We start from the raw sequence: 26,139 nt of genomic DNA on the forward strand, positions 1-26,139 counted from the left end.
TCAGTCGCGGAGGACGATCATGAGGTTGGCCGGCTTCGAGTTCGTCGAGCCTGTGAACTCGACCTCATAGAACTCCTCGGCCCGGGACACAAGGTCTTCAGCGGTCTCCGGCAGGGCCCGATCATCGGACAGCAGCCGACCGGCGAACTCACCTCGGTAGAATTTCGCCCAGTGGGAGACGACGCGACGTTTCCCGCCGCTCACGGACACGGCACCCATGGTGACGACCTGATCGGTGGGACCCGGCCACACGGACCGGTAATCGCTCGAGCGGCAGTCGAGGGCCACCTCGGCGGGGTCGAGGGAGCAGGACTTCGCCAGAACCGGCTTCCAATAGGATGTCAGCTTTCCCAGGGTCCCCAGATCGGTCTTCATCGCCAGTCGGTAAGCGGGGATCTCGTCGAGTCCGTGCACCCGGCCGAACAGGGCGGAGAATACGTGGACGTCGTGGAGGCGGTCCCGCAGCTTCTCGTTATCGGTCGACTGCGCCACCAGCTCACTGGCGCCCATCGCCTCATAGAGCACACCGGAATAGGTGAGCAGCGCGGGGGCGCAGGGGATCTCATCGAGGACGGTGTTCCGTTCGACGTCCGCGGCGAGTGACGCGCCGACGCCGAGCTTCTCGAGGGCATCTCGACGCTTCGAGACCTTCTTCAGCGCAGCGAGCACACGCTTGCGCTTGGTGGTGAGTTCCGGAGCCGAGAGACCGTCGAGATCGAGCGTGGGACCGGTCGGCGACGGAGTCTTGCCCTCGGAGGGCGGCAGCAGGATCTTCACCACCCCATCGTATGATCACGCAGTGACGCGGCTGGGACCGGGTGCGGATGAGGTTGATCACGTTCGATGTCCGGTCTCCGCCGCGTGCGGGTGCTGTGTGCGTGGGGGCATTGCTGAGCGACTACACTGGGTTGCTTGAGGACAGGTCACCAGACGGTCGCGGCTCTCTTCACGAGGGCTGAGGAACGTCCGGGCTCCACAGAGCAGGGATGGTGGGTAACACCCACCCGGGGCGACCCGCGGGCCAGTGCAACAGAAAGCAGACCGCCCAGTTCCGACTGGGTAAGGGTGAAACGGTGGTGTAAGAGACCACCAGGGCGGCGGGTGACCGTCGCTGCTGGGTAAACCCCATCCGGAGCAAGATCAGACAGACGACGTTCGAGGCTGCTCGCCGAGTCGTCGGGTGGATTGCTTGAGGCCGGTGGCAACATCGGTCCCAGATAGATGACCGTCAGGCGAGAAGGGCAACCGACTCGTCGACAGAACCCGGCTTATCGGTGGCCTGTCCTCTCCCACATCCTCAGCTGCGGCGCGTCTTTCAGGACGGACTGCGACGCACCTTCGCCTTACCGCCGTTGACTGCGATCATCGCTGCTCCCACGATTCCGGCGTTGTTGTACAGCTTCGCCGGCTTGAGTTTCGCCCGCGTCTCGATGAGCGGCAGGAACTGGTCATGGGACTTCGAGACTCCGCCGCCGACGATGATGACATCCGGAGCGACCAGCAGTTCGATCTGCGAATAGTACTGTTGCAGCCGAGCCGCCCACTCCGGATAGGTCAGTCCCAGCCGGGTCCTGACCGATTCCGCGGCCTGCGTCTCGGCATCGGCGCCGTTCATCTCGATATGGCCGAGTTCTGTGTAGGGAACCATCCGGCCGTGAGTGAACAGGGCGGTTCCGATTCCCGTGCCCAGCGTCGTCAGCAGCACCGTCTTCTTCCGGTGTTTGCGCCCGGCACCGAAGGTCATCTCGGCCAGTCCGGCGGCATCGGCATCGTTGAGGAAGTACACGGTGCGGCCCGTGCTCTCGCCGATGATGTCGGAGATGGGCGAACCGATCCAACTCTGGTCGAGGTTCGCCGTGTACTCGACGAGTCCTTCGCGGATCACTCCGGGGAAGCCGCAGCCGACAGGCAGGGAGTCGATCGCGGCACGGTCGGCGACGAGTTCGAGTTCGACGGCATGTTCGCTCAGTGCATCCAACAGCGTGGCGATCGTCGCAGCCACGGCAACCGGGGTGCTCGGCTTCGGTGTGAGCTCGCGCAGCCGCTTGAACGGCAGCTTGCCCGTCACCGTGTCGACGAGTGCCGCTTTGATCCCGGTGCCGCCGATGTCGATGCCGATCGCAAAGCGTGGGGAGGTCTCCGCGCTCATATCAGCTCTCCTCGTGTGCGGGTCCGGCGGCAATCGCGGTGTCGGCATCGGGCAGAGTCAGGATATCGGCACCGGACTCGGTCACCACTAGTGTGTGCTCGAACTGAGCGGAGCGCTTGCGGTCCTTCGTCACCACGGTCCAGGAATCGTCCCAGACGTCCCAGTCGATCGTGCCGAGGTTGAGCATCGGCTCGATCGTGAAGATCATTCCCGGTTCCATCGTCTCCGCATGGGCGGGAGCCGCGTCATAGTGCGGGATGATGAGCCCGGAATGGAATTCGCGGCCGACTCCGTGCCCGCTGTAGTCGCGCACGACTCCGTAGTCGAAGCGCTTCGCGTACTTCTCGATCACTCGTCCGACGACGTTGATCTGACGTCCCGGTTTGACCGCTTTGATCCCACGCATCATCGACTCATAGGTGCGTTCGATGAGGAGACGGGACTCCTCATCGACGTCTCCGGCGGTGAATGTGTAGTTCGTATCTCCGTGCATGCCCTGGTAGTAGGCGGTGATGTCGACATTGACGATGTCGCCGTCCTCAATGACGGTCGAATCGGGGATGCCGTGGCAGATCACCTCGTTGACGGAGGTGCACACGGATTTCGGGAAGCCCCGATAGCCCAACGTCGACGGGTACGCTCCGTGATCGCACATGAACTCGTGCGCCACCCTGTCGATGTCATCGGTGGTGATGCCGGGGACGATCATCTCGCCGACGGCGGCCAGGGCATTGGCCGCGATCCGACCGGCCGCCCGCACCACCTCGACTTCTTCGGGGCTGTAGAAATTGTTTCCCCGGCCTTCATCGGCGTCGGCGCGACCGACGTACTCCGGGCGGGGGATGTCCTTCGGCACACCGCGTTCGGGCGAAATGGTGCCGGGCGTGAGCAGGCGAGTGTGAACAGTCATGATGGTGTCGATCCTATGCTGGAAACGCGGCTTTGTCCCGCCGCCCGGTCGCCTGTCGATGCCGCGGTGCGGGCCCGGTGGAGTCTAGAATCGGAAGCAGCCGTGCCAAGGAAGCGGGAGGCAGATTGAGCGACGACACGACATCGGCGGGCCACGAGTTCGCTGGACTGGGCGAAGTGGTGAGCCTGACGAGCGCACCGCAGCAGATCGCGGACCACATCCTCTCCGGAATCGCCGTCGGAGCGCTGCCGGAAGGCACCCTGCTGCCGGGCGAACGGACGTTGGCCGCGGATCTGCAGGTGTCCCGCTCGAGCGTGCGCGCAGCCCTGCTGCGGTTAGAGCGTCTGGGAGTCGTTGAGCGCCGCCGCGGCCGCGGGGGAGGGACGTTCGTCAAGACGGCCCGCCCCGAGGCGCTGGCTCCCATGGCCGGCAGAATCGACGAGTTCCATGCCGAGAGGCGGAACCTGCTTGACGCCCGCGCCGTCTTCCAGAATTCGCTGGCGGCGACCGCGGCCCTGCGACGTACCGAGGAGGAGCTGAGAGAGCTCCGCGAACTGGCCGAAGTCTATTCCCAACGCGCCGAAGCGGCCGCCGCGCGCACCGCGGACGCGCAGTTCCACTTCGCCATCGCCCGTGCCGGTCACAACCCGGAACTCGTGCGCATGGCCATCGACCTCGATACGAAGATCAACGCCGGTTTCCGTCACGACCCGTTCTCGGCCGAGCTCTTCGATCACGCCGTGGACGACCACGCCGCGATAGTCGAGGCGATCGCTGCCGGAGACGCAGAAGCTGCGGGAAGACTCTGCGAGGAGCACTTCAGGTACACGACTATCGTCCCCCGCCCCTAACCCAATTACTACCTGACGGCGGCCCAGCAACCTCGCGCGAGGTTGCTGGGCCGCCGTCAGGTAGTAATAGGGGTTCTTCAGTTGGCTAGGGCGTGGGCCACGGACACTGCTTCGAAGCCGAATGCCTCTGCGACGTTGTCGTTCGTGACGTGCCCATTGTGGATGTTGAGACCACGGGCCAGCGCAGAATCGTTCGACAGTGCCTTGTGCCACCCCTGGTCGGCGATCTTCACAGCAAAGGGCAGAGTCGCATTCGTCAGCGCCGCCGTGGCTGTGTTCGGCACCGCACCCGGCATGTTCGCCACGCAGTAGTAGACCGAGTTATGGACGGTGAACGTCGGATCGTCGTGAGTCGTCGGACGAGAATTCTCGAAGCAGCCGCCCTGGTCGATGGCGATATCGACGAGCACCGATCCCGGCTTCATCCCAGCGACCATCTCATCGGTGACGAGCTTCGGCGCCTTCTTGCCCGGGATGAGCACCGAACCGATGACGAGGTCGGCTGTGGCCAGAGACTTCGTGATCTCGTACTTATTCGACACTTTCGTGCCGATGGCACCGGCGAAGGTCTCATCGATCTGCCGCAGACGCGGAATGTTGATGTCGATGACCTCGACGGTCGCTCCGAGGCCCAGAGCCATCCGGGCGGCATTCGTCCCGGCCACACCGGCACCGATGACGACGACATTCGCGCGCTCGACACCGGGGACTCCGGACAACAGGATCCCGCGGCCGCCGTTGGCTTTGAGCAGGCTGTGAGCGCCGACCTGAGTCGACAGGCGTCCGGCGATCTCGCTCATCGGAGCCAGCAGCGGAAGTCCGCCGCCGTCGGGCTGGACGGTCTCATAGGCGATGGCGGTGGTGCCGGCCTCCATGAGAGCAGTGGTGAGCGCCTCATCCGCGGCGAGGTGGAGGTAGGTGAACAGGACGAGATCCTTGCGCAGGAAGCCGTACTCCTGGGCGATCGGCTCCTTGACCTTGAGCACGAGGTCGCCGGCTGCCCATGTGGTGGCGGCGTCGGGGGCGATCTTCGCGCCTGCTGCCTCGTATTCGGCATCGGCGATGAAGGAGCCCTCGCCGGCTCCTGCCTGCACGGTGACCTCATGGCCGTGGGCGACGAGTTCATGGACGCCGGCAGCGGTGATGGCGACTCGGAACTCATTGTTCTTGACCTCGGTGGGCACTGAAATGCGCATGGTGTGTCCTTCTCTCCTGATCGTGTGCCGCAGGGGCGGAGGCGACCGACTTCTCCGTCGGTCGTCGATGGTGTCAACTCTATTCCTTAGAAGGTTTGGAGAGCAAACCTTTAAATCTGTTTTCGTCACCAATGATGCGAAATCAGTGCGTCTGGGTGCCAGATAACGCGGAAAACATGATTCCAGTCGGGCTCAGACTGCACCAAAGATGCAGATAGAGCGCTTCCAACGCATAAGCGACACATTCCGTCAGTTCGCGACTTGAAACGGTAAGCTGAAAGCGTCAATGCAGAACCCCGCAGAGGAGAGAAGGCTCGCCATGGGACTCTACGAAGATATCGACGACCCGAACTCGAAGTACTACTTCAACCTCGAGACGAACACCGTGGAAAAGGGCCTGGTCAGCGACTGGACCCACCGCATGGGGCCCTACGAGACCGAGGAAGTCGCTCGCGCCGCCCTGGAGAAGGCACGTGAACGCAATCAGCAGTGGGACGAAGACGACGAGAAGTGGAACGGCTGAATAGATGTCGCGTCAGGAGGAATTCGTTCTCAGGACCGTCGAGGATCGTGAAGTGCGGTTCATCCGACTCTGGTTCACTGATGTCCTGGGACAACTGAAGTCCGTGGCCATCGTCCCCGCCGAACTCGAAGGCGCCTTCTCCGAAGGCATCGGATTCGACGGCTCGGCAGTCGAAGGGCTGTCCCGCGTGTTCGAGGCCGATATGGTGCTCAAGCCCGACCCCTCGACGTTCTCTCTGCTGCCCTGGCGCGGGGAGACCGAGCCCACCGGGAGGATGTTCTGCGATATCCACGTGCCCGGGGGAGAGCCGGCGCCGGCCGATCCGCGCAACGTCCTCAAACGCACTCTGGCCAAAGCCGCCGAGCGCGGCTTCACCTTCTATGTGCATCCTGAGATCGAGTTCTACCTCTTCAAGACCGACAATCTCGACCCTGTGTCCGGGATCAGCGACGGCACAGCGCCGATGCCCGTCGACACGGCCGGCTACTTCGACCATGTCAACGGGGGAACGGCCAATGATTTCCGCCGCGAAGCTGTCACCATGCTCGAAGCGATGGGGCTGTCCGTGGAGTTCTCCCATCATGAGGCCGGGCCCGGTCAGAACGAGATCGACTTGCGCTACGCCGACGCGCTGACAATGGCCGACAACGTCATGACGTTTCGGTCGGTCATCAAAGAGGTCGCGATCTCCCAAGGCGTCTACGCTTCGTTCATGCCCAAGCCGATGGCCGATCACCCGGGCAATGGGATGCACACGCACGTCTCCCTGTTCGAGGGCGAGAACAATGCCTTCTTCGAACCGGGGGCCGAATATCAGCTGTCGAAGACCGGCCGACAGTTCATCGCCGGACTGCTCACCCACGCCGCCGAGATCTCGGCAGTGACCAACCAGCACGTGAACTCCTATAAACGCCTCTGGACCGGCCATGAAGCTCCGTCGTACATCTCCTGGGGCCACCGCAACCGTTCTGCTCTCGTGCGGGTCCCGCAGTACAACTCCGGAAAGTCCTCATCCGCCCGCGTCGAGTACCGTGCTCTGGACTCCTCGGCCAACCCGTACCTGTCGTATGCGCTTATGCTCGCAGCGGGACTCAAGGGGATCGAAGAGGGCTACGAACTGCCCGAAGAGGCCGAGGACAACGTCTGGCTGCTCTCTTCCACCGAACGTCGGGCGATGGGGATCGAAGCGCTGCCGCGCAGTCTGTCACATGCCCTGGAGCTGATGGAGGGATCGGATCTCGTCGCCGAGACCCTGGGCGAAGAGGTGTTCGACTTCTTTCTGCGCAACAAACGGCAGGAATGGACCGATTACCGCGCGCAGGTGACTCCATATGAGCTCGCGAAGCACTTCACCTCGATGTGATGGCCGCTATCACCTCACGCACGACCAGCGTCCCGGAGGCCACCTCTCGGTTCCTCCATGAGCTCGATGAGCTCCTCGGTGTCCCTCTGGCCACTGACTCGCGGTTCGTTGATCTCCTCATGGCAACCCCGGATCCGCATGGAGCGGCGCTGGGTCTGCTGCGCGTGATCGAGGCCCCGGGGGAGGGTTCCGCGGCCCTGCTGGACGCAGTGCGGACCGGATCGAAGAGCGAGCTGGCCGAGGACGAACTCAACCGCCCCCTCCTGGCCCGGCTCCTCGCGGTCGTCGGCACCTCGGAGGCGATGGTCGACCATCTGGTCCGGCATCCCGACTCCCTGCCGCTGCTGCTCGTTCCCGACCCGTTCCTGCTGATCTCCACGCCTGCCGCCTCGGCGGTGTCCCTGCGAGCAGAGATGCTCACGGTCCTCGGTGCGGACCCCGAGGACCCGGCTCCGCGCGCGACTGTGACCGGAGATGACGGGGTCAAGGCGCTGCGAAGGAACTACCGGGATGCGGTGCTTCGCCTCGTCGCCGATGATCTGTCGGCGGAGTCTCCGGACGAAATCGTCGACCATGTCATGGCAGTCCTTTCCGACCTGGCCGCCGCTGCCCTCGACGCGGCGCTGGCCATTGCACGAGCCGAACTCGACGAGGCGGCCGACATCCGTCTGGCGGTCATCGCCTTGGGTAAGACCGGAGCACGAGAACTCAACTACGTCTCCGATGTCGATGTCGTCTTCGTTCTCGATTCCGCCGAGACCGAAGGGGCCAGGAGCCTGGCCACCGACCTCGCCCAACGCATGCGCGGCATCCTCTCCGATGCCGGTGGTGAGCCTGCACTGTGGGAAGTCGATACGGCGCTGCGCCCCGAAGGCAAAGCCGGAGCGCTCGTGCGTACGCTGTCGGAGTTCGAGCACTATTACGCCGATATCGCGGAGAACTGGGAATTCCAGGCCCTCCTCAAGGCCCGACCGGTGGCCGGCGATGTCGAAGTGGGGGAGGCGTTCTCCCAGTCACTCCTGCCCTTGGTCTGGCAGGCGGCCAGCCGTCCCGGCTTCATCGACGGGATCCGTGCGATGCGTCGGCGCGTCGTCGACCTCATCCCGGCGGTCGAAGCCCCGCGTCAGATCAAACTGGGTCGCGGCGGTTTGCGTGATGTCGAGTTCTCCGCACAGATGCTCCAGCTCGTCCATGGACGCAATGATGAGGACATCCGCACCCCGAATACGCTCGTCGCCCTCGGTGAACTCGGAGAACATGGCTATATCGGGCAGCAGGACGCCTCTGTCTTCTCCACTGCATACCGGTTCATGCGTGTCGTCGAACACCGAGTGCAGATCCCGAGGATGATGCGCAATGCGCTCATCCCCGATGATGAGGCCAAACTTCGGTCGTTGGCCCGTTCCGTCTTCCGGTCCGGATCTCGGACCGGGGATCGCCTCGAAGAGGCCCGCCGCGACTATGCCAAACAGGTCACCCGCCTCCACGAACAGATCTTCTATCGGCCCATCCTCGAGGCGGCTGTCGGCGTCCACGGCGCCGTCGTCGATGCACAGAAGCGCGGGTCGAGCCTGCAGGCTGCCGCCGACCGTCTTCAGGCGTTCGGATACGTGGACCCACAAGGAGCTTTGGGCCATATCAAGGCGCTGACGACTGGTATGTCACGCACTGCCATGGTCATCAAGCAGGTGCTTCCGGCCCTGCTCGATTGGTTCTCCGATGGAGTCGAGCCCGACCGAGCACTGCTGGCCTTCCGCCGGCTGAGCGAATCGCTGTCCTCCTCCGGCTGGTTCCTCAAGATGCTCCGCGACTCCGGTCTGGCGGCCAAATCTGTGGCCGAAGTGCTCTCCCTGTCCGGATATGCGACGGAACTTCTGCTGCGCCAGCCCGCCGCTGTCGCCTGGTTGGACCGCCATGAGAACCTTAAGGCCCGTGACCTGGAAATTCTCAATGCTGAGGTCGATGGACTGCTCAAGCGCCATGGCGCCGAGGCGGTCACTCCGATCCGTGAGACCTACAGTCGTGAACTTCTGCGGATCGCGTTGCGCGACGTCCTCGGGGTCGGGGACCGAGTCGCCATACCCGGTGATCTCTCCGACCTCATGGACCTGGCGGTCAGAGGTGCCCTGCAGGCGGTGCGAGCAGACCTCGACGGGTCCGAGACCCCGGACTACGAATTCGCAATCATCGCCATGGGCCGGTGGGGCGGACGGGAGATCGGCTACTTCTCGGACGCCGATGCGATGTTCGTCTACCGTCCCGTGTCAGACGACCTCGACGCCGAGGCGCGCGGAAGGCTGAGCAAGCACGTGACGAAGGTGGCCCTCCAGCTGTCGACTCGCCTCAAGGCCAGCGAAGGCGCTCAAGGGGTCGATCTCGATGCTGATCTGCGTCCGGAGGGCAAGAACGGCCCCTTGGTGCGCAGCTTCTCGTCTTACCAGGCCTATTACGCAAAGTGGTCCCAACCGTGGGAGGCGCAGGCGCTGCTGCGGGCCAGGCCGGTGGCAGGCGATGACGGCCTCATCGCCGACTACCTGGCGCTCATCGATCCGCTGCGCTATCCCTCGGAGATGCCGCAGAAGGCACTGACGCAGGTGCGCACTCTCAAGGCGCGGATGGAAGACGAGCGACTGCCGCGCAATGCCGATAAGCGACGACATCTCAAGCTCGGCCGGGGAAGCCTCTCCGATGTCGAATGGACCGTTCAGCTTCTGCAGCTCCAGCACGGGCATCAGGTGGAAGGGCTGCGCACGACCTCGACGCTGACGGCCCTCGACGTGGCCGCTGACGGGGGTCTGCTGCCGACCGAGGATGCCGAACAGCTGGCCGCTGCCTGGCAGCTGGCCACCGATGTGCGTTCGGCCGTGATGCTCTTCCGTGGGCGCACCGCCGAGTCGCTGCCGGCCGATCATACCGAGCTCGAGGCCACAGCCCGCCTGCTCGGTTATCCGGCAGGGGCGGGCCATGACCTCGAAGACGACTATCTGCGCACCACCAGGCACGCACGTTCAGTGATGGAACACCGCTTCTACGACTTCTGATTCTCCAGGTGCGGCAGTCCGCCTACGTGCGATCTGCCGCTCCCGGTCATCGGCCGAATCGGTGGTCGGTGGATGTGCTCAGTCGTCGAATTCGAGTCCGAGCAGGGCGTTTTCGACCACCTCGGGCAGGGCGGGGTGGATCCAGTACTGGCCGGTTGCCACCTCGTCGGCTTTCTGGCTGAAGGCCATGGCCTGGATGAGCGGTTGAATGAGCATCGAGGCTTCGTGACCGACGATATGAGCGCCGAGGATGCGCCTGGTGCTGCGATCGGCGATGATCTTCACGATTCCCGGATCATCGGCCATCGCCCAACCGTAGGCGACATCGGAGAACTTCTGCACCTTGATCGTGACGTCGTGTCCGGCATCAATGGCCTCTGCTTCGGTCATGCCCACATAGGCGACCTGTGGGGAGGAGAAGACGGCACCGGGAACGGCATGGTGATTGACTGCGGCGAGGTCGTTCGCCCGAGCACTGCCGGGCGACCCTGCGGCAACGTCTGCGGCCAGATTGCGGCCGACGATCTTCGCTTCGTGGTTGGCGACGTGTTTGAGCTGATGGGGTGAGGAGATGTCTCCGAGAGCGAATACTCCGGGAACGGGCTGACCGCCCGAGAGGACTCTTTGGTGCTCGTCCACGGACAGGCGGTTGCCGTCGGTGACGTCGAAACCGGCGGCCTCGACGTCGAGCTCGGCGGTGTTGGGAACCCTTCCCGTGGCCACGAGCACTCCGTCGGCGGTGATCGTCTCCGGCAGGTCCGCCTCGGCGAGGCGGCCGCTGGGTTCGAGGGTCAATGTGACTTCACCGTCGGCGATGTCGATCTGCTTGGACTGAGCACCGTGGAGGACGGTGTGGGAGGAGTCGAAGATGCGAGTGAACTCGTCGGCGGCCTCCTCGTCGATATTGCCCAGGAGGCGGGGGCCGCGGGCGAGGACGGTCACCTCGGTGCCGAGGGCGGCGAAGACGTGGGCGAATTCCATGGCGATGATCCCGGAGCCGATGATGACCACTCGCTTCGGCTGTGCGGCGCGGCGCATCACCGTGTTCGATGTGAACACCGGGTAGCCGTCGGAGTCGATGCGGGCTGTGTCGAGCCCGGCGATGTCGGGGATGATCGGGTGGGCGCCGGCGGCGATGACGATGCGTTCGGCGGTGATCTCCTCACCGGAGGCGGTGCGCACGGTCTTCTGCCCGGTGAAGTGAACATGTTCAGCGACAACGGTGATATTGGGCTGGCGGTCGCTGCTGCGGTACTCGCGTCCTCCGGATTCGATCGCGTCGATGCGGGAGAAGATGCGGTCCTGGAGTCCGGCCCAATCCACTTTCGGGTGGGTCGGGGTGAGGTTGTAGCGGTCGGCCTCGGTGGCCTGCTCGGCGAGGGTGGCGGGGTAGACGAACATCTTCGTCGGGATGCACCCGACGTTGAGGCAGGTACCGCCGAAGTGCCATTCCTCGGCGATGGCGGTCTTCAGTCCGGCGAACCGCTTGTCGAGGAACATGTTTCCCGATCCGGTGCCGATGAGCAGCAGGTCATAATGCGTCAAAGTCCATCCCTCCGATGGTGCGTGATCCGACCGGCCGCGTCGACGGCCGCAGAGCCGAAAGGGCGCCACGGGTGATAACCCGTGACGCCCTCACTCTATTCCACCCGGCGGCGGGATCTCAGTTCAGCTGGAATCGACCGCCGATCGAGGTCAGAGTGCGTAGTAGAGCTCGAACTCGGTCGGTGTCGGACGCAGACGAGCAACATCGAGTTCGTTCTCACGCTTGATGCGGATCCACGTCTCGATGAGGTCGGGAGTGAACACATCGCCGGCGGTGAGGAAGTCGTGGTCCTTCTCGAGCTCGTTGAGCGCCTCGTCGAGGGTGCCGGGGACGAGCTTGATGTCCTTGGCCTCCTCGGGTGGGAGCTCGTAGAGGTCCTTGTCGATGGGCTCCGGCGGTTCGATGCGGTTGCGGATACCGTCGAGCCCGGCCATGAGCTGGGCCGAGAAGGCGAGGTAGGGGTTCGACGAGGGGTCCGGAACGCGGAACTCGAGCCGTTTGGCCTTCGGCGAGGATCCGGTCACCGGAATGCGGATCGCGGCAGAACGGTTGCGCGCGGAGTAGACGAGGTTGACCGGAGCCTCATAGCCGGGCACCAGGCGGCGGTAGGAGTTGATAGTCGGGTTCGTGAACGCCAGCACCGCGCCGGCGTGCTCGATGAGTCCGCCGATGTACCAGCGAGCCAGGTCGGAGAGCCCGCCGTAGCCGTTCTCGTCGTAGAACAGCGGCTCGCCGTTCTTCCACAGCGACTGGTGGCAGTGCATGCCGGAGCCGTTGTCGTCGAAGAGCGGCTTGGGCATGAAGGTCGCGGACTTGCCGAGCTCGAAAGCGGTGTTCTTGATCACGTACTTGAAGTCGAGCAGCTGATCGCCTGCGTGCTGGAGCGTCTTGAACTTGTAGTTGATCTCCTGCTGACCGGCGGTGCCGACCTCATGGTGCGCCCGCTCCATCTCGAAGCCGATCTCCTCGAGCGTCAGCGACATCTTGTCACGGACATCTGCGTACTGATCCTGCGGCGAGACCGGGAAGTAGCCGCCCTTGAACGGGGTCTTGTAGCCCTGGTTTCCGCCGACCTCATCAGAGCCGGTGTTCCACGCAGCTTCCTGTGAGCCGATCTTGTAGAAGCTGCCACCGGGAGTGTTCTCGTAGCGGATGGAGTCGAAGAGGTAGAACTCGGCCTCGGCGCCGAAGAAGACAGTGTCGGCGATCCCAGTGGATTCGAGGTAGGCCTCGGCCTTGGCCGCGACCTGCCGGGGATCGCGGGAGTAGGGCTCATCGGTGAACGGATCGACGATCGAGTGCGTGACGACCAGCGTCTTGGCCTCACGGAAGGGGTCGATGTACGCGGAGGTGACATCGGCCAGCAGTTTCATATCGGATTCGTGGATGCCTTGGAAGCCTGTGATGGAGGACCCGTCGAAGAGCAGACCTTCGGTGATCTCCTCGGTGCCGTATGAGGCGGCGGGGAGATTGAAGTGCTGGACCACACCGGGCAGGTCGCAGAACCGGACATCGACGAATTTGACGTCATTGTCCGATATGTAGTTGACGAGTTCTTCAGCAGACGAGAACACTTAGGTCTCCTAGTTCGTGTACGGTGGCCGTTTGTCCTGACCACGGTCAATCTTAGTCGCCGAAGAATGAAGTGGTGATGTCGACCATGTTTCGGGCATGTTTCCTGAGGATCCACTCAGGCCGGATTTCGTAGGCTGGGGGAGTGATCAATCGTGACGACCTTGGTTCCTGGCTCGAAGGACCCCGGTTCGACAGGGAAGAAGACGACTGGCCCGGAAAGCGGCTGGGTCTGCCTGTCAACGGCTCGCATTCTCTGGCCCCGGCGTGGAAGCGAATCCTCGCCCTGCTCGTCGACTGGCTGATGTGTCTGGCGATCGCCAATCTCATCGATCCGGCGAATCCGATCCTCGCGCCCGCGTTCTTCGCCCTCGAGAATTTCGTGCTCGTGGGAACTCTCGGGTATTCGGTTGGCCATCGTCTCTTCGGCATCGAAGTCCGGCGCCTCGACGGCCACGTGCCGGGACTGATCAAGTCGCTCATCCGCGCCGTTCTCGTCGTGCTCGTCATTCCGGCGCTCATCTTCAACCGCGACAACCGCGGAGTCCACGACCTTGCGGCAGGAACCGTCATCCTCCGCCGCTGACCTCCCAATTACTACCTGACGGCGGCCCAGCAACCTCGCGCGAGGTTGCTGGGCCGCCGTCAGGTAGTAAGAGGGGAATACACGGGGAATGGGAAGCGGCGCCGACTCTCGTTGAGTCGGCGCCGCTTTCTTTCGCCTCGGCCGAGGGGTTTCGGCGGAGGGGACGCGGGTCAGCGTCCGCGCATCGCCTTGTGGTTCGGGCGGGCCTTGTTCGGGTCGATGCCCTTCGGGATCGGCGGGCGCGTGCCCTGCGTCCCGAGAGCAGCCAGACGATTGCGCACGGCCAGGACCTCGGCGCGGTTGAGCTTGCGCGGCAGCTTCTGCACGGCCGGGACGACCTGCTTCATCGCGAGCTGGCCCTCTTCCTTGCCACCCTGGAAGGTGTGGACCGGAACATTGGGGAGGATGCGCTCGTGGCGCTTCTTCTCCTTGGCCAGCAGCTTCGCGCTGCGTCCCTTCGGACCTTCGCTCAGCAGCACGACGCCGGCGCGACCGGTCGATCGGAACACGAGGTCGCGGCTCTTCGGATCGACGGCGATGGGCTTCTCATCCATCAGGTATCCGCGGCGGGCCGTGTTGAGAACAGCGCCGAAGGCTCCGGGCTGTCCGTCCATCTGAGCGAAAGCGGCGGTCTCGGCGAAGCGGCCGAGCATGAACATGCCCAACAGCAGACCGACCATGAAGCCGAGGATCGTCGTGAAGATCGCGGTGGTGCCGCCGATGAGCAGACCGATCAGCAGACCGATGAGCGTGCATCCGAGGATCGCCGCAGCCAGCAGCCACGGAGTCGCTTTGTTGTGTTTGGCGGACAGCTCGTAGACCTGACGCATCTGCGCCAGTCGGCCGGGCTTCTTGTTCGGATCCTTTGGCTTGCGCCGGAAGAGTCCCTTACGCGGTTCTTCGCTCATTCTCTCACTTGCTCTTGAGGGGCGTTGCGGCGTCGCCTCCGGTAATCAGGGGGAGGCCGACGCTCATTGCTCAGCAGTCAAGTCTACCTCTTCGCCGGGGCCGAAGGTATCCACAACGGCCTGCGCCTCCTGCTTGGCGGGGGTGTGCTTGTCCAGGTGCGCCAGATGCGAGGGGATCTCCTCTCCGCGGCGGCGCATGGCGGTGGCCCACAGGCGTCCGGCACGGTACGACGAACGCACGAGCGGACCCGACATGACACCGAGGAAGCCGATCTCCTCTGCAGCGTCACGCAGCATCACGAAGTCGGCGGGCTTGACCCACCGGGTGACGGGATGGTGCCGAGGAGAGGGACGCAGGTACTGCGTGATGGTGATGAGGTCGCAGCCGGCATCGTGGAGGTCCTGCAGTGCGGAGATGATCTCGTCGTTCGTCTCACCCATCCCGAGGATGAGGTTCGATTTCGTGACCAGGCCGGCCTCGCGGGCCTGAGTGATCACCGACAGCGATCGTTCGTAGCGGAATGCGGGACGGATGCGCTTGAAGATGCGCGGAACCGTTTCAACATTGTGCGCGAGCACTTCAGGTCGGGAGGAGAACACCTCGGCGAGCTGATCCGGCTTGGCATTGAAATCGGGGATGAGCAGCTCCACGCCGGTGCCGCGTCCGTCGACATACGAGAGGTCGTGGATCTGGCGCACGGTCTCTGCATAGAGCCAGGCGCCGCCGTCTTCGAGGTCGTCTCGTGCCACACCGGTGATCGTCGAGTAGCGCAGACCCATCTCCGCCACCGAGGCGGCCACGCGGCGAGGTTCGTCAGCGTCGAATTCAGCCGGTCGGCCGGTGTCGATCTGGCAGAAGTCACAGCGCCGGGTGCACTGTTCGCCGCCGATGAGGAAGGTCGCTTCGCGATCTTCCCAGCATTCGAAGATGTTCGGGCAGCCTGCCTCTTCGCAGACCGTGTGCAGCTCCTGCTTGCGCACGAGCGACTTCAGTGCGGTGTATTCGGGGCCGATATGGGCCTTCGCTTTGATCCAGGCCGGCTTGTCCTCGATGGGAGTCTCGGAGTTGCGGGCTTCGACGCGGAGCATGCGGCGGCCCTCTGGTGCGATCGTCATCTGAGTTCTCCTAAGCGGTGATGGTCTCGTGCAGGATTTCGTCGAGTCGCTGCGCCACATCTTCGGGAGTGACGGTCCGACCGAGCTCAGCACTGATGGACGTGGTGTCGGCGTCTGTGATCCCACACGGGATGATGGACTCATAGGCGCCGAGGTCGTTGCTGCAGTTCAGGGCCAGGCCGTGCATCGTCACGCCTTCGTGGATGCGGATGCCGATGGCACCGATCTTGCGGTCGCGACGGAGTTCGTCGCCGCGCAGCCAGACACCGGCCCGGCCCTCGATCGTGGTCGCCTCGATCTCGTATTCGGAGAGCAGTCGGATCATCGCGTCCTCGAGTTGGGACACGAAGAGTCGGACCTCTTTGGGGTCGTTGAGCTTGTAGATGCAGTAGGCGACCAGCTGTCCGGGACCGTGCCAGGTGATCTTCCCGCCGCGGTCGACGTCGATGACATCTGTGCCGTCGGTCGGTCGTTCGAAGTCCTCGGTGCGCTTGCCGGCCGTATAGACCGGGGAATGCTCGAGGAGTAGGATCGTCGATCGACGGTCGCCGGCGAGCACTTCGTCGTGGTATCTCTTCTGCAATTCCCAAGTCTGCCGATAGTCCGAGAGGACAGGGGCGAACCCGAGCGTTTCTGTGGCCAGGGGCATGGCTCCACACTATGACTCTTGACCCCAGTGTTCAATTTGTTTCCAATCACATCTGGCGACCTCCACCGAGGCTGTGGCCCTTGACACATAACGACATCGGCGAGCATCATTAAACAACACTAAATGCGACTGATCATCATCAACGGAGATGACGAACCATGACATGGGAGTTCCAAGCAACGATCGCGGATGATATCCATCGCGTCGTCGATTCCGACGGTCGCAGTGCATGGGGCGTCGTGCACAATGATTTCGATGCCGACGACCCCCGTGTTCTCGCCCTCACCGAGGTGGCTCTTCCGACCGGCGCCCGTTCCCTTCTCATCGTCCCCGCTTCGCCCGGTGGTCTCGTCCTCGACGTGATCCGCACCTATCAGGGACTGACCGAGGCCGAGCTGTGCACCCTGTTCCTGGGCATCATCGAGGAGCTCACGACGTGCACGCGACCAGAGGATCGGCTCACTCTGTCCGCGTTCTCCCTCGACGCCCACGGTCGACCGGTCCTCATTCCCGGAGTCTCGGCGCCCATTGCGACGACACCGCGCCGTGCCGTGGGAGAGATGATCTATCACGCCGTCCACGGGCGGCCGTGGGCCGAGGTGCTGCTTCCCGTCGACCTCGCTCTGTCCGAGTCATCGTCGGCTCTGCGGTCGCTCGTCGCAGGCCTCCTGGACGATGCGGCGTCCGAAATCGGGTTGGGCACCGCCCTCGCCGAGGCGGCGGATTCCCTTCGTACACTCGACCGTCCCGCTACGCTTCCAATGGTGCCTGCCGAGAGCGGAACGTCGCCGGAATCGGCCCTCACGGCTCGTCTGCGCGTGGCAACCGGACTCAGACCGCACCGGCGATCCGAGGAGGACAGCGGTTCGACGCACAGCGCACCGGCCCCGCCTCTGCGCGGAGGCGGAGTGACTCCGCTGCGCGCCGAGGCGAAGAGCTCGCGACGCTCGAGACGTGATCGCCGACGCGCAGGCGGCCGAAAGGAGTGGATGGCACCGCTGCTGGGCTCCGTGGACTCCCTGTGGACCCGCCTGCGGGCGGTGGACCTGCATCGTGTGTTCGGTCACGGCACCCTGCTCATCGGCCTCGCCGTGTGCCTGACGGTTCTGGGCGGAGTCGTCGTCTGGTCCTCATGGTCGTCCACCGCGGCCGTGAGCGGAGAAGAGGCGCCGTCCGCCGAGGGGGCGACCCGGCCGCCCGAAGCGACGTCGACGCCGAGCGCAGACGACGTGTCCGCCGTCCTCGAGGAACTGTGCGAGTCACGCGCAGCAGCTCTCAGCAATGGCGACGAGGCGGCTCTGAAGGCACTGACTGTGCCCGACTCGGCCGCCGCAGCAGCCGATGAGCTCATCGATCCCTCGGCGTATGCCGACTCCGACTATTCGATCGATGTCGAGGACGTGGAGATCGTCGCCGCCGACGATGACCGGGTGGTCGCCTCGGCGCTCATGCGGTCGAGCGGAGGCACCGGGGCCGCCCTGGTGGAGTTCGCCGAGCAGACCGTCGAGTTCGAACTGCACAGAGTCGAGGGTACATGGCTCGTAGCGGAGGTCCGGGAGGCGACGACGCGGTGAATGGCCCGAGGGGCCGACCACGAATGGTCGGCCCCTCGATCAGGTGTGTCGGAGAGTCAGGCTCAGAGGTCGAGATCGGCCTCGAAGTTGCCTTCTTCCAGACGTGCCTTGATGGTCTGCAGGAATCGTCCTGCATCCGCACCGTCGACCAGCTGGTGGTTGTAGGTCAACGGCAGGTACACCATGTCGCGGATGGCGATCGCCTCATCGCCGTCGGCCGTCTTCACGGCGATGGGACGGCGGACGATCGCGCCCGTGCCGATGATGCCCATCTGCGGCTGGTTGATGATCGGCGTGTCGAACAGTGCCCCGACGGAACCGATGTTGGTCACCGTGAAGGTACCACCCGAAAGCTCGTCCGGCATGATCTTGTTGTTGCGGGTCCGGTCGGCGACATCGTCGATGGCCTTCGACAGACCTGCGACGCTGAGGTCACCGGCATCCTTGATCACGGGCACGAGCAGTCCGCGCGGGGTATCGACCGCAACGGCCAGGTGCTCGTGATCGAAGTAGGTGATCTGCTGCAACTCGAGATCGTACTGAGCGTTGACCTTCGGGTGCACCTGAAGCGCTTCGACGATGGCCTTGGCGAAGAACGGCAGGTAGGTCAGCTTCGAACCGTGCTTGGCCTGGAATGCCTCCTTATTGGCCTTGCGCAGCTTGACGACGCGAGACATATCCACTTCGATGACCTGCGTGAGCTGAGCGGAGACATCGAGTGACTCGCTCATGCGCTTGGCGATGGTCTGGCGGATACGCGAAGCCTTCTCCGTGGTGCCGCGCAGCTTCGCAGCCTCCTCGGGGATCTCGACCTTGAACGGAGCCTTCGGAGCTCCGGCCGATGCGCCGGACTGTGCCGCGGGAGCGGCAGCAGGGCCGTTCTTCGCGGCCGATTCGACATCCTGCTTGCGGATGCGACCGCCCACTCCGGTGCCGGAGACCTGCGAGAGGTCGACACCCTTCTCGCGGGCCAGACGGCGCACGAGGGGAGTGACGTAGGCAGCGTTCTCACCGACGGTGTCGGCGGCGGCAGGTGCCTGTGCAGCTGCTTCCACCGGCTCTTCGGCCTGAGCGGCCGAGGCGGACTGTGCGGATGCGGTCGCGGCCGGCTTGGGAGCCGATTCCTGCTTCGCTGCCTCCTCCTTGGGGGCTTCCTGTTTCGGAGCCTCTTCGGCGGGGGCTTCCTGCTCCGGAGCTTCCTCGGCGGGGGCCTCTTCCTTGGGCGCTTCCTCAGCCGGTGCGGATTCGGCCGGGGCACCGGAACCGATGCGAGCCAGAGGCGCGCCGACCTCGACGGTATCGTCCTCTTCCGCCAAGTGAGCCTGAACGACTCCGGCAACGGGGGAGGGGACCTCGGTGTCGACCTTGTCGGTGGAGACCTCGAGGAGCGGTTCGTCGACCTCGACCTCTTCACCGACTTCCTTGAGCCAGCGGGTCACGGTGCCCTCGGTGACGGATTCGCCGAGCGCGGGCATTGTGATCTCGGTGCCTTCGGAGGATCCGGAATCCGAAGCGGCAGGTTTCGGATCCTCGGCCGGGGCCTCTTCGGCCGCGGGTGCTTCTTCGGCCGCCGGTGCTTCTTCGGCCGGGGCCTCTGCAGGCTCCTCGGCGGGTTCCTCCGCAGGTTCCTCGTCGTCGGTTGAAGCGCCGCTGCCGTCGCCGATGTAGGCGAGGTCGCCGCCGACCTCGACCACGTCATCTTCTTCGGCCAGGATCTTCTCGAGGGTGCCTGCGTAGGGGCTCGGGATCTCAGTGTCGACCTTGTCGGTCGACACCTCGAGCAACGGCTCGTCTACCTCGACTTCTTCGCCCACTTCCTTGAGCCAGCGAGTGACAGTGCCCTCGGTGACCGACTCTCCGAGAGCCGGCATCTGAACGGAATTCGACATGAGTATTCGTCTCCTCGGATCTTATGAGTGGAAGTGCAGGGGTTTGCCGGCCAGGGCCAAGTGCGCCTCGCCGAGTGCTTCGTTCTGCGTGGGGTGCGCGTGGATGAGCTGCGCGACTTCCTCGGGGAATGCTTCCCAATTGACGATGAGCTGCGCTTCACCGGCCTGCTCGGACAGGCGAGCACCGATTCCGTGCACGCCCACGACCGGACCGTCCTTCTCGCGGATGACCTTGATCAGGCCTGTGGTGCCCAGGATCACGGACTTGCCGTTGCCGCCGAGGTTGTACTCGAGCGATTCGACCTGGTCCGCTCCGTACTTCTCTTCCGCCTGAGCGGAGGACAGTCCGACGGAGAAGATCTCCGGTTCGCAGTACGTCACGCGCGGGATGCCCGATTCGACGACCGGTGCCGGGTTGAGGCCGGCGATCTCCTCCGCGATGAAGATGCCCTGGCCGAAGGCGCGATGGGCCAGTTGGAGTCCGGGGACGATATCGCCGCAGGCGTAGATGTTGCCGACGCCGGTGTGGAGACGTTCATTGGCGAGGACGAACCCGCGATCCATCGGGATACCCTGCTCTTCGAAGCCGAAGCCCTCGGTGACCGGGCCGCGGCCGACGGCGACGAGGAGGTACTCAGCCTCGAGCGTCGAACCGTCTTCGAGAGTGACCTTGACCCCGTCGGCAGTCTCTTCGACGCCCTTGAACATGACGCCGAGCTTGAACTTGATCTTGCGCTTCTTGAAGGCGCGCTCGAGGTTCTTCGAGATGGTCTCGTCCTCGTTGGCAACGAGGTGCTTGAGGCCCTCGACGATCGTGACGTCAGCTCCGAAGGAGTTCCAGACGCTGGCGAACTCGACGCCGATGACGCCGCCGCCGAGCACGATGGCCGAGCTCGGGACCTTGTCGAGCTGGAGAGCCTCGGTGCTCGTGATCACGCGGTCGGTGACCTCGAGACCGATGGTCTTCGATGTCGAACCGGTCGAGAGCAGAACGTTCGTGCCCTTGACGGTGTGGTTGCCGTCTTCGCCGGTGACCTCGACAGTGTCTTTGCCGACGAGCTTGCCGGTGCCGAAGTAGGTGTCGATTCCGCGAGCCTTGACCAGACCCTGCAGACCCTTGTAGTTGCGGGTGATGACCCCGTCCTTGTACTCGAGCACCTTGGCGATGTCGATCCCCTTGAACTCGGCTTCGATGCCGAAGGTCTCAGAGTTCTTGGCGGTGTCGGCGACTTCTGCGGCGTGCAGAAGAGCCTTCGTCGGCACGCAGCCACGGTGCAGGCAGGTGCCTCCCACCTTGTCGCGTTCGATCAAAGCGACCTTCATGTCGAGCTCTGCGGCTCGCAGAGCAGCGGCATAGCCACCGGTTCCGCCACCCAGAACGACAAGGTCGTAGGTCAATTCGTCACTCACGGATTTCTCCTCGTAGCTGTGAATAAGCCTGCAGTACGCAGCTTTCAGTCTTATCTTTCCACTTTTCTTGCGCGGGGCGAAGAAAAACGCTGTCTGATTGGACACAGGTGGGCATCATCACGTTCACCTCGACAGCGTGTAGAACCACCGGGCTCAGGCCTTCGCCTTCGCGATTTCGATGAGGGTGCGCACCGCGGCTCCAGTCGCGGCCTTCGGCGTGTAGCCGAAGGGTGCTGAACCGTTGAAGCTCGGTCCGGCGATGTCGATATGCGCCCAGTTCGCATCCTCTCCGACGAATTCACGCAGGAACGCCGCAGCGGCGAGCATGCCGCCGGGGCGAGGTCCTGAGTTCGTGAGATCGGCGGCGGTGGAGTCGAACCCGGAGAGCATCTCCTCGGGGATCGGCATCGCCCACATCTGCTCACCGGCCACGGAAGCCGAGGCGATGACCTCTGCCCGTGCGGCTTCGGAACCCATGACACCGGAGGTGCGTTCGCCGAGGGCGACGATCTGAGCACCGGTGAGTGTGGCCACATCGATAAGCAGATCCGGGTTCTCAGCCCCCGCATCGGTGAGCGCGTCCGCGAGGACGAGGCGACCCTCGGCATCGGTGTTCGTGACCTCGACGGTCTTGCCGCTGCGCATCTTCAGCACGTCGCTGGGGCGCTGTGCCGAAGACCCGGGCATGTTCTCCGCCATCGGCAGCCACGCAGTGACACGCACCGGGAGCTTGAGGTCGGCGATGCCGAAGAGCGCCTGAACGACGGCCGCGGAACCGGCCATATCGGACTTCATGTCCTCCATGCTCTTCGCCGGCTTGAGTGAGATGCCGCCGGAGTCGAAGGTGATTCCCTTGCCGACGAAACTGAGATGGCGCTTGGCGCCGCGAGGTGCGTATTCGACCTTGACGAGGCGGGGTCCACGAGTCGAACCCTGGCCGACGCCGATGATTCCGCCGTAGCCTCCGGCCTTGAGCTCCTTCTCGCCGAGCACTGTGACCTTGAGCTTGCGGTCCTTGGCCTGGTCCTTGACGATCTCCGCGTAGGACTCCGGGTAGAGATCCAGTGGGGGAGTGTTGACGAGATCGCGAGCTCTGTTCGTCGCGGCCGCGATCACTGCGCCGGCGTCATGGGCTGCGGCGAAGGTCTTGCCCTTGGGGCCGATAACGGTGATCTCGCCCGGAGTCCCGCCTTCGCTGCGGTAGTCGAGGAAACGGTAGGTTCCGAGTCCCGCGCCCACCGTGATCGCTTCGACCTCTGTCGGAGTGGCGGCGGGCAGGGCCAGTGCGATCGACTCGACACCGTCGAGTGCACGCAGCGCCGCTCCCGCGCCGCGACGCAGCGTTTCAGCAGCTGCGGCGACATCGGAGTCATCGGGATCGAAGTCCCCGAGCCCCACGAGCAGGACGGAGTCGGCGGCGACACCCTTCGGAGCGGGAACACGAGCGGTGGATCCGGCCTTTCCGCTGAACCCGATGGCGCGAGCGGCTTCGTCGAGGGCGGTCTTCGCCGCCTTCGCCCCTTCGAGTCCGAGGACCGTCGAGTCGGCTGCCGCCAGCACCAGAACGGAGGCGGTGGCCTTCACCGGTGAGGTCGTGGAGTAGCTGCTGAGGGTGGATGCACCAGCCATGAGTTCCCTTTCAGTCGTCTTTGAACGTTGCTTCGATCCTAATGCCAAACACGCCGACTTGCTGAAGCAGTGAGTCGAGCGCCTGCTGAAGCGATGAGGGACTCTGACATATTCTTAGGTGCGTGTACTCATTGATCTTCAGACTCCTCTTCGTTCCCATGGATGCCGAACGGGCCCATCACCTCTCGTTCTCCGCGCTGCGCCTTCTTGACTCCATTCCTCTGCTCGGTCGCCTGCTCCGCGTCGTCTGTGCCCGCGACACCGTCCGGCCCGCTCAGGTGATGGGTCTGCCCTTCCCCAACCGAGTGGGCCTGGCCGCGGGGTTCGACAAGAACGGCGTGGGGGTCCGTGCTCTGTCGTCATTGGGCTTCGGACATATCGAGGTCGGCACGATCACCGCCCATGCGCAGCCGGGCAATGATCGTCCGCGGCTGTTCCGTCTGCGGAAGAATCTCGCCCTGCTCAATCGGATGGGGTTCAACAACGACGGAGCCCGGCAGGCATCGTTCAACATCGCCGCCGAACGGAGGAAGATCGAATCCCTCCCGCAGCGCCTGCGTCCAATCGTGGGCATCAACATCGGCAAGACGAAGGTCGTCGAGGCGGCCGACGCGGTGGCCGACTATGCCGCCTCGACCCGTGCGCTGGCTCCCTTGGCCGACTACCTCGTCATCAATGTCAGCTCACCGAACACTCCCGGTCTGCGCGATCTGCAGTCCGTGGGCAGCCTGGAGCCGATCATCACCGCCGTCCGCGACACCGCCGCCGAGGTGGTCGAGCGCCCGCGGTCGACGCTGGGTCATGTGCCCCTGCTGGTCAAGATCGCCCCGGATCTCGCCGACGAGGATGTGGCCGAGATCTGCGACCTCGCTCTGCGCACCGGCGTCGACGGACTCATCACGACGAACACGACGATCGATCGCGGTGTGCTGACCGGCGCCGAGGCGGAGTTCGCCGAAGGCCAGGCAGGCGGCATCTCCGGACGCCCCGTGGCCGAACGCTCTCTCGAGGTGCTGCGTCTGGTCAAGAGGCACGTAGGCGACGAGCTCACCGTCATCTCCGTCGGCGGCGTCGCGGATGCGAAAGACGCCCGGGCTCGAGTGGCCGCGGGCGCCGATCTGGTTCAGTTCTATTCGGAGATGATCTACTCCGGTCCGTTCTTCCCCGGCCGCATCGCACGCGGCCTCGAGTCGAGCCGGCTGCTCACTCGGGGTACTGGCGGCGCTTGACCTGAGGCTTGGGCATGCGCAGCGGACGCAGCTGGATGCTGCGCATGACTGCGTAGAAGGTGATGCCCCGTTCGACCTCGCCGAACTTGTTGCGCAGCCGGTTCTTGAGGATGTAGTTGAGCACGAACCCGTCGAGGACGATCAGTGCGATGAGACCCCAGACGGCGTAGGTGAAGTACTGCTGGATCTGCACCGGCTGCGTGAACGCGATGACGAGGATGAGGATCGCGGCTGGTATGAAGATCTCGCCGATCGAGAAGCGGGCATCGATGTAGTCGCGGATGTACCGGCGCTGCGGGCCTTTGTCCCGGCGGGTGAGGTATTTCTCCTCGCCGTTCATCATGCCGATGCGTGCGCGGTCGCGCTCCTGCCGCTGGTGCTCCTTGGCTTGTCTGTTCGCGACTTTGCGATCCTTGTTCACCAAGGGCTGACGGCGCGCGGACTCCTGTTGGCTGCGCTTGGGCGTGGGCCGTCCCTTCTTCGCCTCCGCTTCGCGACGGGCGTCGGCTTCTGCGGAGAGGTCGTCATGGACTGGCTGAGAGGCGGAGGTTTCGTCCTCGGCGCGAGATTTTTTGTTTCCGAACACGAGATGAATACTACCTTTGGAGGATGAGCGAATCGACTTCAGCACTTGACAGTGCACAATTGCATGCCGAACTGGACACCATCTTCGACGAGGTTCTCGGCAATCTCACGGATCTCGTCGCCATCCCCTCCGTCGCCTGGCCGAGCTTCGACGCCGCGAATGTCACGGCCAGCGCCGAGGCTGTCGCGGGCTTGGCGCGTCAGCTCGGCCTCGAGACGGAGATCCTCACCGCGAAGCAGTCGGACGGCGCCGACGGATACCCGGCCGTCGTCGCCTCCGTGCCGGCGCCGGAGGGCGCCCCGACCGTCCTCCTCTACGCCCATCACGATGTGCAGCCGCCCGGCCGCGCCGAGGATTGGGACACCGAACCCTTCGTCGCCACCCGGAAGGGCGACCGCCTCTTCGGCCGTGGAGCCGCCGACGACAAGGCCGGGATCATGGTCCACCTCACGGCTCTGCGGCTGCTGGCCGACCGCCTCGGTGTCGGTGTGACGCTCTTCTTCGAAGGTGAGGAAGAAGCCGGCAGCCCGAGCTTCCGCAATTTCCTCGAGACCTACCGGGACCGCCTGCGCGCAGATGTCATCGTCGTCGCCGATTCGGGCAACTGGGCAGCGGGGACTCCGGCCCTGACGACGAGCCTGCGCGGAATGTGCGCCGTCGAATTCGAGGTCTCCACCCTCGACCACGCCGTGCATTCGGGAATGTACGGGGGAGTGGCACCGGATGCGATGCTCGCGATGACGAAGCTGCTGGCAACCCTCCATGACGACAACGGCTCCGTCGCTGTCGCCGGCCTGCACTCGAGCACAGAGACGTCCATCGACTTCGACGAGGCGACGCTGCGAACAGACTCCGGGGTGCTCGCGGAAACCGAGCTCATCGGCGCAGGCACCTTGGCCTCCCGTCTGTGGACACAGCCGTCGATCACCGTCATCGGTCTCGACATTCCCGATGTGGCGGTCTCCTCGAATACCTTGCAGTCCTCCCTGAAGGCCAAGCTCTCGATCCGACTCGCGCCCGGGGACACCCCCGCCTCGGCGGTCCGGGCCGTCGAGGAGCATCTGCGCGCGCATCTGCCCTTCGGTGCGCAGTTGAGCATCGGGGAGACCGAGGGCGGAAGCCCCTGGCAGGCCGATGAGAACGACCCTGTGGTCCGGACCGCCCGCCAGGCGCTCACCGACGCTTGGGGCACCGAATCGGTGACGATGGGCATCGGCGGATCGATCCCCTTCATCGCCGATCTGCTCGATGTGTTCCCCCGCGCATCGATCCTCGTCACGGGCGTCGAAGATCCCGACGCGAGGGCCCACAGCGCCAACGAATCGCTCTACCTGCCCGATTTCAAAGCCGCGATCGTCGCCGAAGCCCTGCTGCTGCAGCGCCTCGGCGACCACGGATGACACGAATGGGGA

At 64.4% G+C, this 26,139-nt stretch carries 21 protein-coding genes and 1 other RNA gene; 9 read left to right on the top strand and 13 right to left on the bottom strand.

From position 1 onward, the window contains the following. Positions 1 to 777, bottom strand: coding sequence for a YaaA family protein (locus KTJ89_RS02805; protein ID WP_172169409.1), 777 nt, complete (start codon positions 775 to 777; stop codon positions 1 to 3). 141 nt (positions 778 to 918) lie between these two features. Here KTJ89_RS02805 and rnpB point away from each other — a divergent pair. Then, positions 919 to 1,287, top strand: an RNA gene (rnpB, locus tag KTJ89_RS02810) — RNase P RNA component class A. Between the two features lie 28 nt (positions 1,288 to 1,315). Here rnpB and ppgK read toward each other — a convergent pair. Then, positions 1,316 to 2,149: a polyphosphate--glucose phosphotransferase gene (gene ppgK, locus KTJ89_RS02815; RefSeq protein ID WP_139467169.1), complete on the bottom strand. Its 834-nt coding sequence runs from the start codon at positions 2,147 to 2,149 to the stop codon at positions 1,316 to 1,318. 1 nt (position 2,150) lies between these two features. Next, a complete protein-coding gene (map, locus tag KTJ89_RS02820) occupies positions 2,151 to 3,059 on the bottom strand; it encodes a type I methionyl aminopeptidase (protein ID WP_139908003.1) in 909 nt (302 codons plus the stop codon). Positions 3,060 to 3,184: 125 nt separating this feature from the next. Between map and KTJ89_RS02825 the strand changes: the two genes are divergently transcribed. Then, the gene (locus KTJ89_RS02825; RefSeq protein WP_172169412.1) at positions 3,185 to 3,910 is read left to right on the top strand and encodes a FadR/GntR family transcriptional regulator; all 726 of its coding nucleotides are present in this window, start codon (positions 3,185 to 3,187) and stop codon (positions 3,908 to 3,910) included. 77 nt (positions 3,911 to 3,987) lie between these two features. On the opposite strand, the gene ald is transcribed toward KTJ89_RS02825, so the two are convergent. Next, the gene (ald, locus tag KTJ89_RS02830; protein ID WP_039207730.1) at positions 3,988 to 5,106 is read right to left on the bottom strand and encodes an alanine dehydrogenase; all 1,119 of its coding nucleotides are present in this window, start codon (positions 5,104 to 5,106) and stop codon (positions 3,988 to 3,990) included. Between the two features lie 319 nt (positions 5,107 to 5,425). On the opposite strand from ald, the gene KTJ89_RS02835 reads away from it, so the two are divergent. The 3 genes from KTJ89_RS02835 to KTJ89_RS02845 are packed head-to-tail and all read left to right on the top strand — an operon-like array spanning position 5,426 to position 10,033. Beyond that, on the top strand, positions 5,426 to 5,629 hold the full coding sequence (locus KTJ89_RS02835; RefSeq protein ID WP_062242447.1) for a hypothetical protein: 204 nt from the start codon (positions 5,426 to 5,428) through the stop codon (positions 5,627 to 5,629). 4 nt (positions 5,630 to 5,633) lie between these two features. Further along, positions 5,634 to 6,992 carry a type I glutamate--ammonia ligase gene (glnA, locus tag KTJ89_RS02840; protein WP_062242448.1) on the top strand — a complete coding sequence of 453 codons (1,359 nt, stop codon included), beginning with the start codon at positions 5,634 to 5,636 and terminating at the stop codon, positions 6,990 to 6,992. Then, positions 6,992 to 10,033, top strand: coding sequence for a bifunctional [glutamine synthetase] adenylyltransferase/[glutamine synthetase]-adenylyl-L-tyrosine phosphorylase (locus tag KTJ89_RS02845; protein ID WP_259356755.1), 3,042 nt, complete (start codon positions 6,992 to 6,994; stop codon positions 10,031 to 10,033). Before glnA (KTJ89_RS02840) ends, KTJ89_RS02845 begins: the two co-directional genes overlap by 1 nt. A 78-nt stretch (positions 10,034 to 10,111) precedes the next feature. On the opposite strand, the gene KTJ89_RS02850 is transcribed toward KTJ89_RS02845, so the two are convergent. Continuing rightward, positions 10,112 to 11,578, bottom strand: a complete 1,467-nt coding sequence (locus KTJ89_RS02850; protein WP_172169415.1) for a mycothione reductase — start codon at positions 11,576 to 11,578, stop codon at positions 10,112 to 10,114. A gap of 150 nt (positions 11,579 to 11,728) precedes the next feature. Continuing rightward, the gene (gene glnA, locus KTJ89_RS02855) at positions 11,729 to 13,153 is read right to left on the bottom strand and encodes a type I glutamate--ammonia ligase (protein WP_101547431.1); all 1,425 of its coding nucleotides are present in this window, start codon (positions 13,151 to 13,153) and stop codon (positions 11,729 to 11,731) included. 143 nt (positions 13,154 to 13,296) lie between these two features. On the opposite strand from glnA (KTJ89_RS02855), the gene KTJ89_RS02860 reads away from it, so the two are divergent. Further along, on the top strand, positions 13,297 to 13,737 hold the full coding sequence (locus KTJ89_RS02860) for an RDD family protein (RefSeq protein ID WP_172169418.1): 441 nt from the start codon (positions 13,297 to 13,299) through the stop codon (positions 13,735 to 13,737). A gap of 170 nt (positions 13,738 to 13,907) precedes the next feature. Here the strand turns inward: KTJ89_RS02860 and KTJ89_RS02865 are convergent, their stop codons facing one another. From KTJ89_RS02865 to lipB, 3 genes are all read right to left on the bottom strand, one after another. Beyond that, entirely contained in the window at positions 13,908 to 14,645 is a 738-nt protein-coding gene (locus KTJ89_RS02865; RefSeq protein WP_139467176.1) for a DUF4191 domain-containing protein, read from the bottom strand. A gap of 63 nt (positions 14,646 to 14,708) precedes the next feature. After that, positions 14,709 to 15,761, bottom strand: coding sequence for a lipoyl synthase (lipA, locus tag KTJ89_RS02870; RefSeq protein WP_092013963.1), 1,053 nt, complete (start codon positions 15,759 to 15,761; stop codon positions 14,709 to 14,711). A gap of 10 nt (positions 15,762 to 15,771) precedes the next feature. Next, the gene (lipB, locus tag KTJ89_RS02875) at positions 15,772 to 16,410 is read right to left on the bottom strand and encodes a lipoyl(octanoyl) transferase LipB (RefSeq protein ID WP_139467178.1); all 639 of its coding nucleotides are present in this window, start codon (positions 16,408 to 16,410) and stop codon (positions 15,772 to 15,774) included. A 158-nt stretch (positions 16,411 to 16,568) separates the two neighbouring features. Here lipB and KTJ89_RS02880 point away from each other — a divergent pair, with 158 nt between their 5' ends. Then, positions 16,569 to 17,984, top strand: coding sequence for a hypothetical protein (locus tag KTJ89_RS02880; RefSeq protein ID WP_172169421.1), 1,416 nt, complete (start codon positions 16,569 to 16,571; stop codon positions 17,982 to 17,984). A 62-nt stretch (positions 17,985 to 18,046) separates the two neighbouring features. Here KTJ89_RS02880 and sucB read toward each other — a convergent pair whose 3' ends face one another. The 3 genes from sucB to KTJ89_RS02895 form a co-directional block, all read right to left on the bottom strand. Continuing rightward, positions 18,047 to 19,873: a 2-oxoglutarate dehydrogenase, E2 component, dihydrolipoamide succinyltransferase gene (gene sucB / locus KTJ89_RS02885; protein ID WP_172169424.1), complete on the bottom strand. Its 1,827-nt coding sequence runs from the start codon at positions 19,871 to 19,873 to the stop codon at positions 18,047 to 18,049. A gap of 21 nt (positions 19,874 to 19,894) precedes the next feature. Further along, positions 19,895 to 21,283 (bottom strand): dihydrolipoyl dehydrogenase, encoded by a 1,389-nt coding sequence (gene lpdA / locus KTJ89_RS02890; protein ID WP_139467181.1) that lies wholly within the window; start codon positions 21,281 to 21,283, stop codon positions 19,895 to 19,897. 153 nt (positions 21,284 to 21,436) lie between these two features. Then, positions 21,437 to 22,912 carry a leucyl aminopeptidase gene (locus tag KTJ89_RS02895; RefSeq protein WP_139908011.1) on the bottom strand — a complete coding sequence of 492 codons (1,476 nt, stop codon included), beginning with the start codon at positions 22,910 to 22,912 and terminating at the stop codon, positions 21,437 to 21,439. A 122-nt stretch (positions 22,913 to 23,034) separates the two neighbouring features. Between KTJ89_RS02895 and KTJ89_RS02900 the strand changes: the two genes are divergently transcribed. Next, positions 23,035 to 24,141 (top strand): quinone-dependent dihydroorotate dehydrogenase, encoded by a 1,107-nt coding sequence (locus KTJ89_RS02900; RefSeq protein WP_139467183.1) that lies wholly within the window; start codon positions 23,035 to 23,037, stop codon positions 24,139 to 24,141. Here the strand turns inward: KTJ89_RS02900 and KTJ89_RS02905 are convergent. After that, complete coding sequence (locus tag KTJ89_RS02905; RefSeq protein ID WP_139467184.1) at positions 24,116 to 24,727, bottom strand: DUF3043 domain-containing protein; 612 nt, start codon at positions 24,725 to 24,727, stop codon at positions 24,116 to 24,118. The genes KTJ89_RS02900 and KTJ89_RS02905 overlap by 26 nt on opposite strands. Before the next feature lie 23 nt (positions 24,728 to 24,750). Between KTJ89_RS02905 and KTJ89_RS02910 the strand changes: the two genes are divergently transcribed. After that, entirely contained in the window at positions 24,751 to 26,127 is a 1,377-nt protein-coding gene (locus tag KTJ89_RS02910; protein ID WP_259356756.1) for a dipeptidase, read from the top strand. Positions 26,128 to 26,139 lie beyond the last annotated feature (12 nt).

It is taken from the genome of Brevibacterium sediminis (assembly GCF_024895295.1).
GTDB classification, from domain to species: domain Bacteria; phylum Actinomycetota; class Actinomycetes; order Actinomycetales; family Brevibacteriaceae; genus Brevibacterium; species Brevibacterium sediminis.

Excerpts from the sequence above, each read along its gene's own strand:
- ppgK (WP_139467169.1), bottom strand. The coding sequence starts at position 2,149 with ATGAGCGCGGAGACCTCCCCACGCTTTGCGATCGGCATCGACATCGGC.
- map (WP_139908003.1), bottom strand. The coding sequence starts at position 3,059 with ATGACTGTTCACACTCGCCTGCTCACGCCCGGCACCATTTCGCCCGAA.
- ald (WP_039207730.1), bottom strand. The coding sequence starts at position 5,106 with ATGCGCATTTCAGTGCCCACCGAGGTCAAGAACAATGAGTTCCGAGTC.
- KTJ89_RS02835 (WP_062242447.1), top strand. The coding sequence starts at position 5,426 with ATGGGACTCTACGAAGATATCGACGACCCGAACTCGAAGTACTACTTC.
- glnA (WP_062242448.1), top strand. The coding sequence starts at position 5,634 with ATGTCGCGTCAGGAGGAATTCGTTCTCAGGACCGTCGAGGATCGTGAA.
- KTJ89_RS02845 (WP_259356755.1), top strand. The coding sequence starts at position 6,992 with ATGGCCGCTATCACCTCACGCACGACCAGCGTCCCGGAGGCCACCTCT.
- KTJ89_RS02865 (WP_139467176.1), bottom strand. The coding sequence starts at position 14,645 with ATGAGCGAAGAACCGCGTAAGGGACTCTTCCGGCGCAAGCCAAAGGAT.
- lipA (WP_092013963.1), bottom strand. The coding sequence starts at position 15,761 with ATGACGATCGCACCAGAGGGCCGCCGCATGCTCCGCGTCGAAGCCCGC.
- lipB (WP_139467178.1), bottom strand. The coding sequence starts at position 16,410 with ATGCCCCTGGCCACAGAAACGCTCGGGTTCGCCCCTGTCCTCTCGGAC.
- KTJ89_RS02880 (WP_172169421.1), top strand. The coding sequence starts at position 16,569 with ATGACATGGGAGTTCCAAGCAACGATCGCGGATGATATCCATCGCGTC.
- sucB (WP_172169424.1), bottom strand. The coding sequence starts at position 19,873 with ATGTCGAATTCCGTTCAGATGCCGGCTCTCGGAGAGTCGGTCACCGAG.
- KTJ89_RS02895 (WP_139908011.1), bottom strand. The coding sequence starts at position 22,912 with ATGGCTGGTGCATCCACCCTCAGCAGCTACTCCACGACCTCACCGGTG.
- KTJ89_RS02910 (WP_259356756.1), top strand. The coding sequence starts at position 24,751 with ATGAGCGAATCGACTTCAGCACTTGACAGTGCACAATTGCATGCCGAA.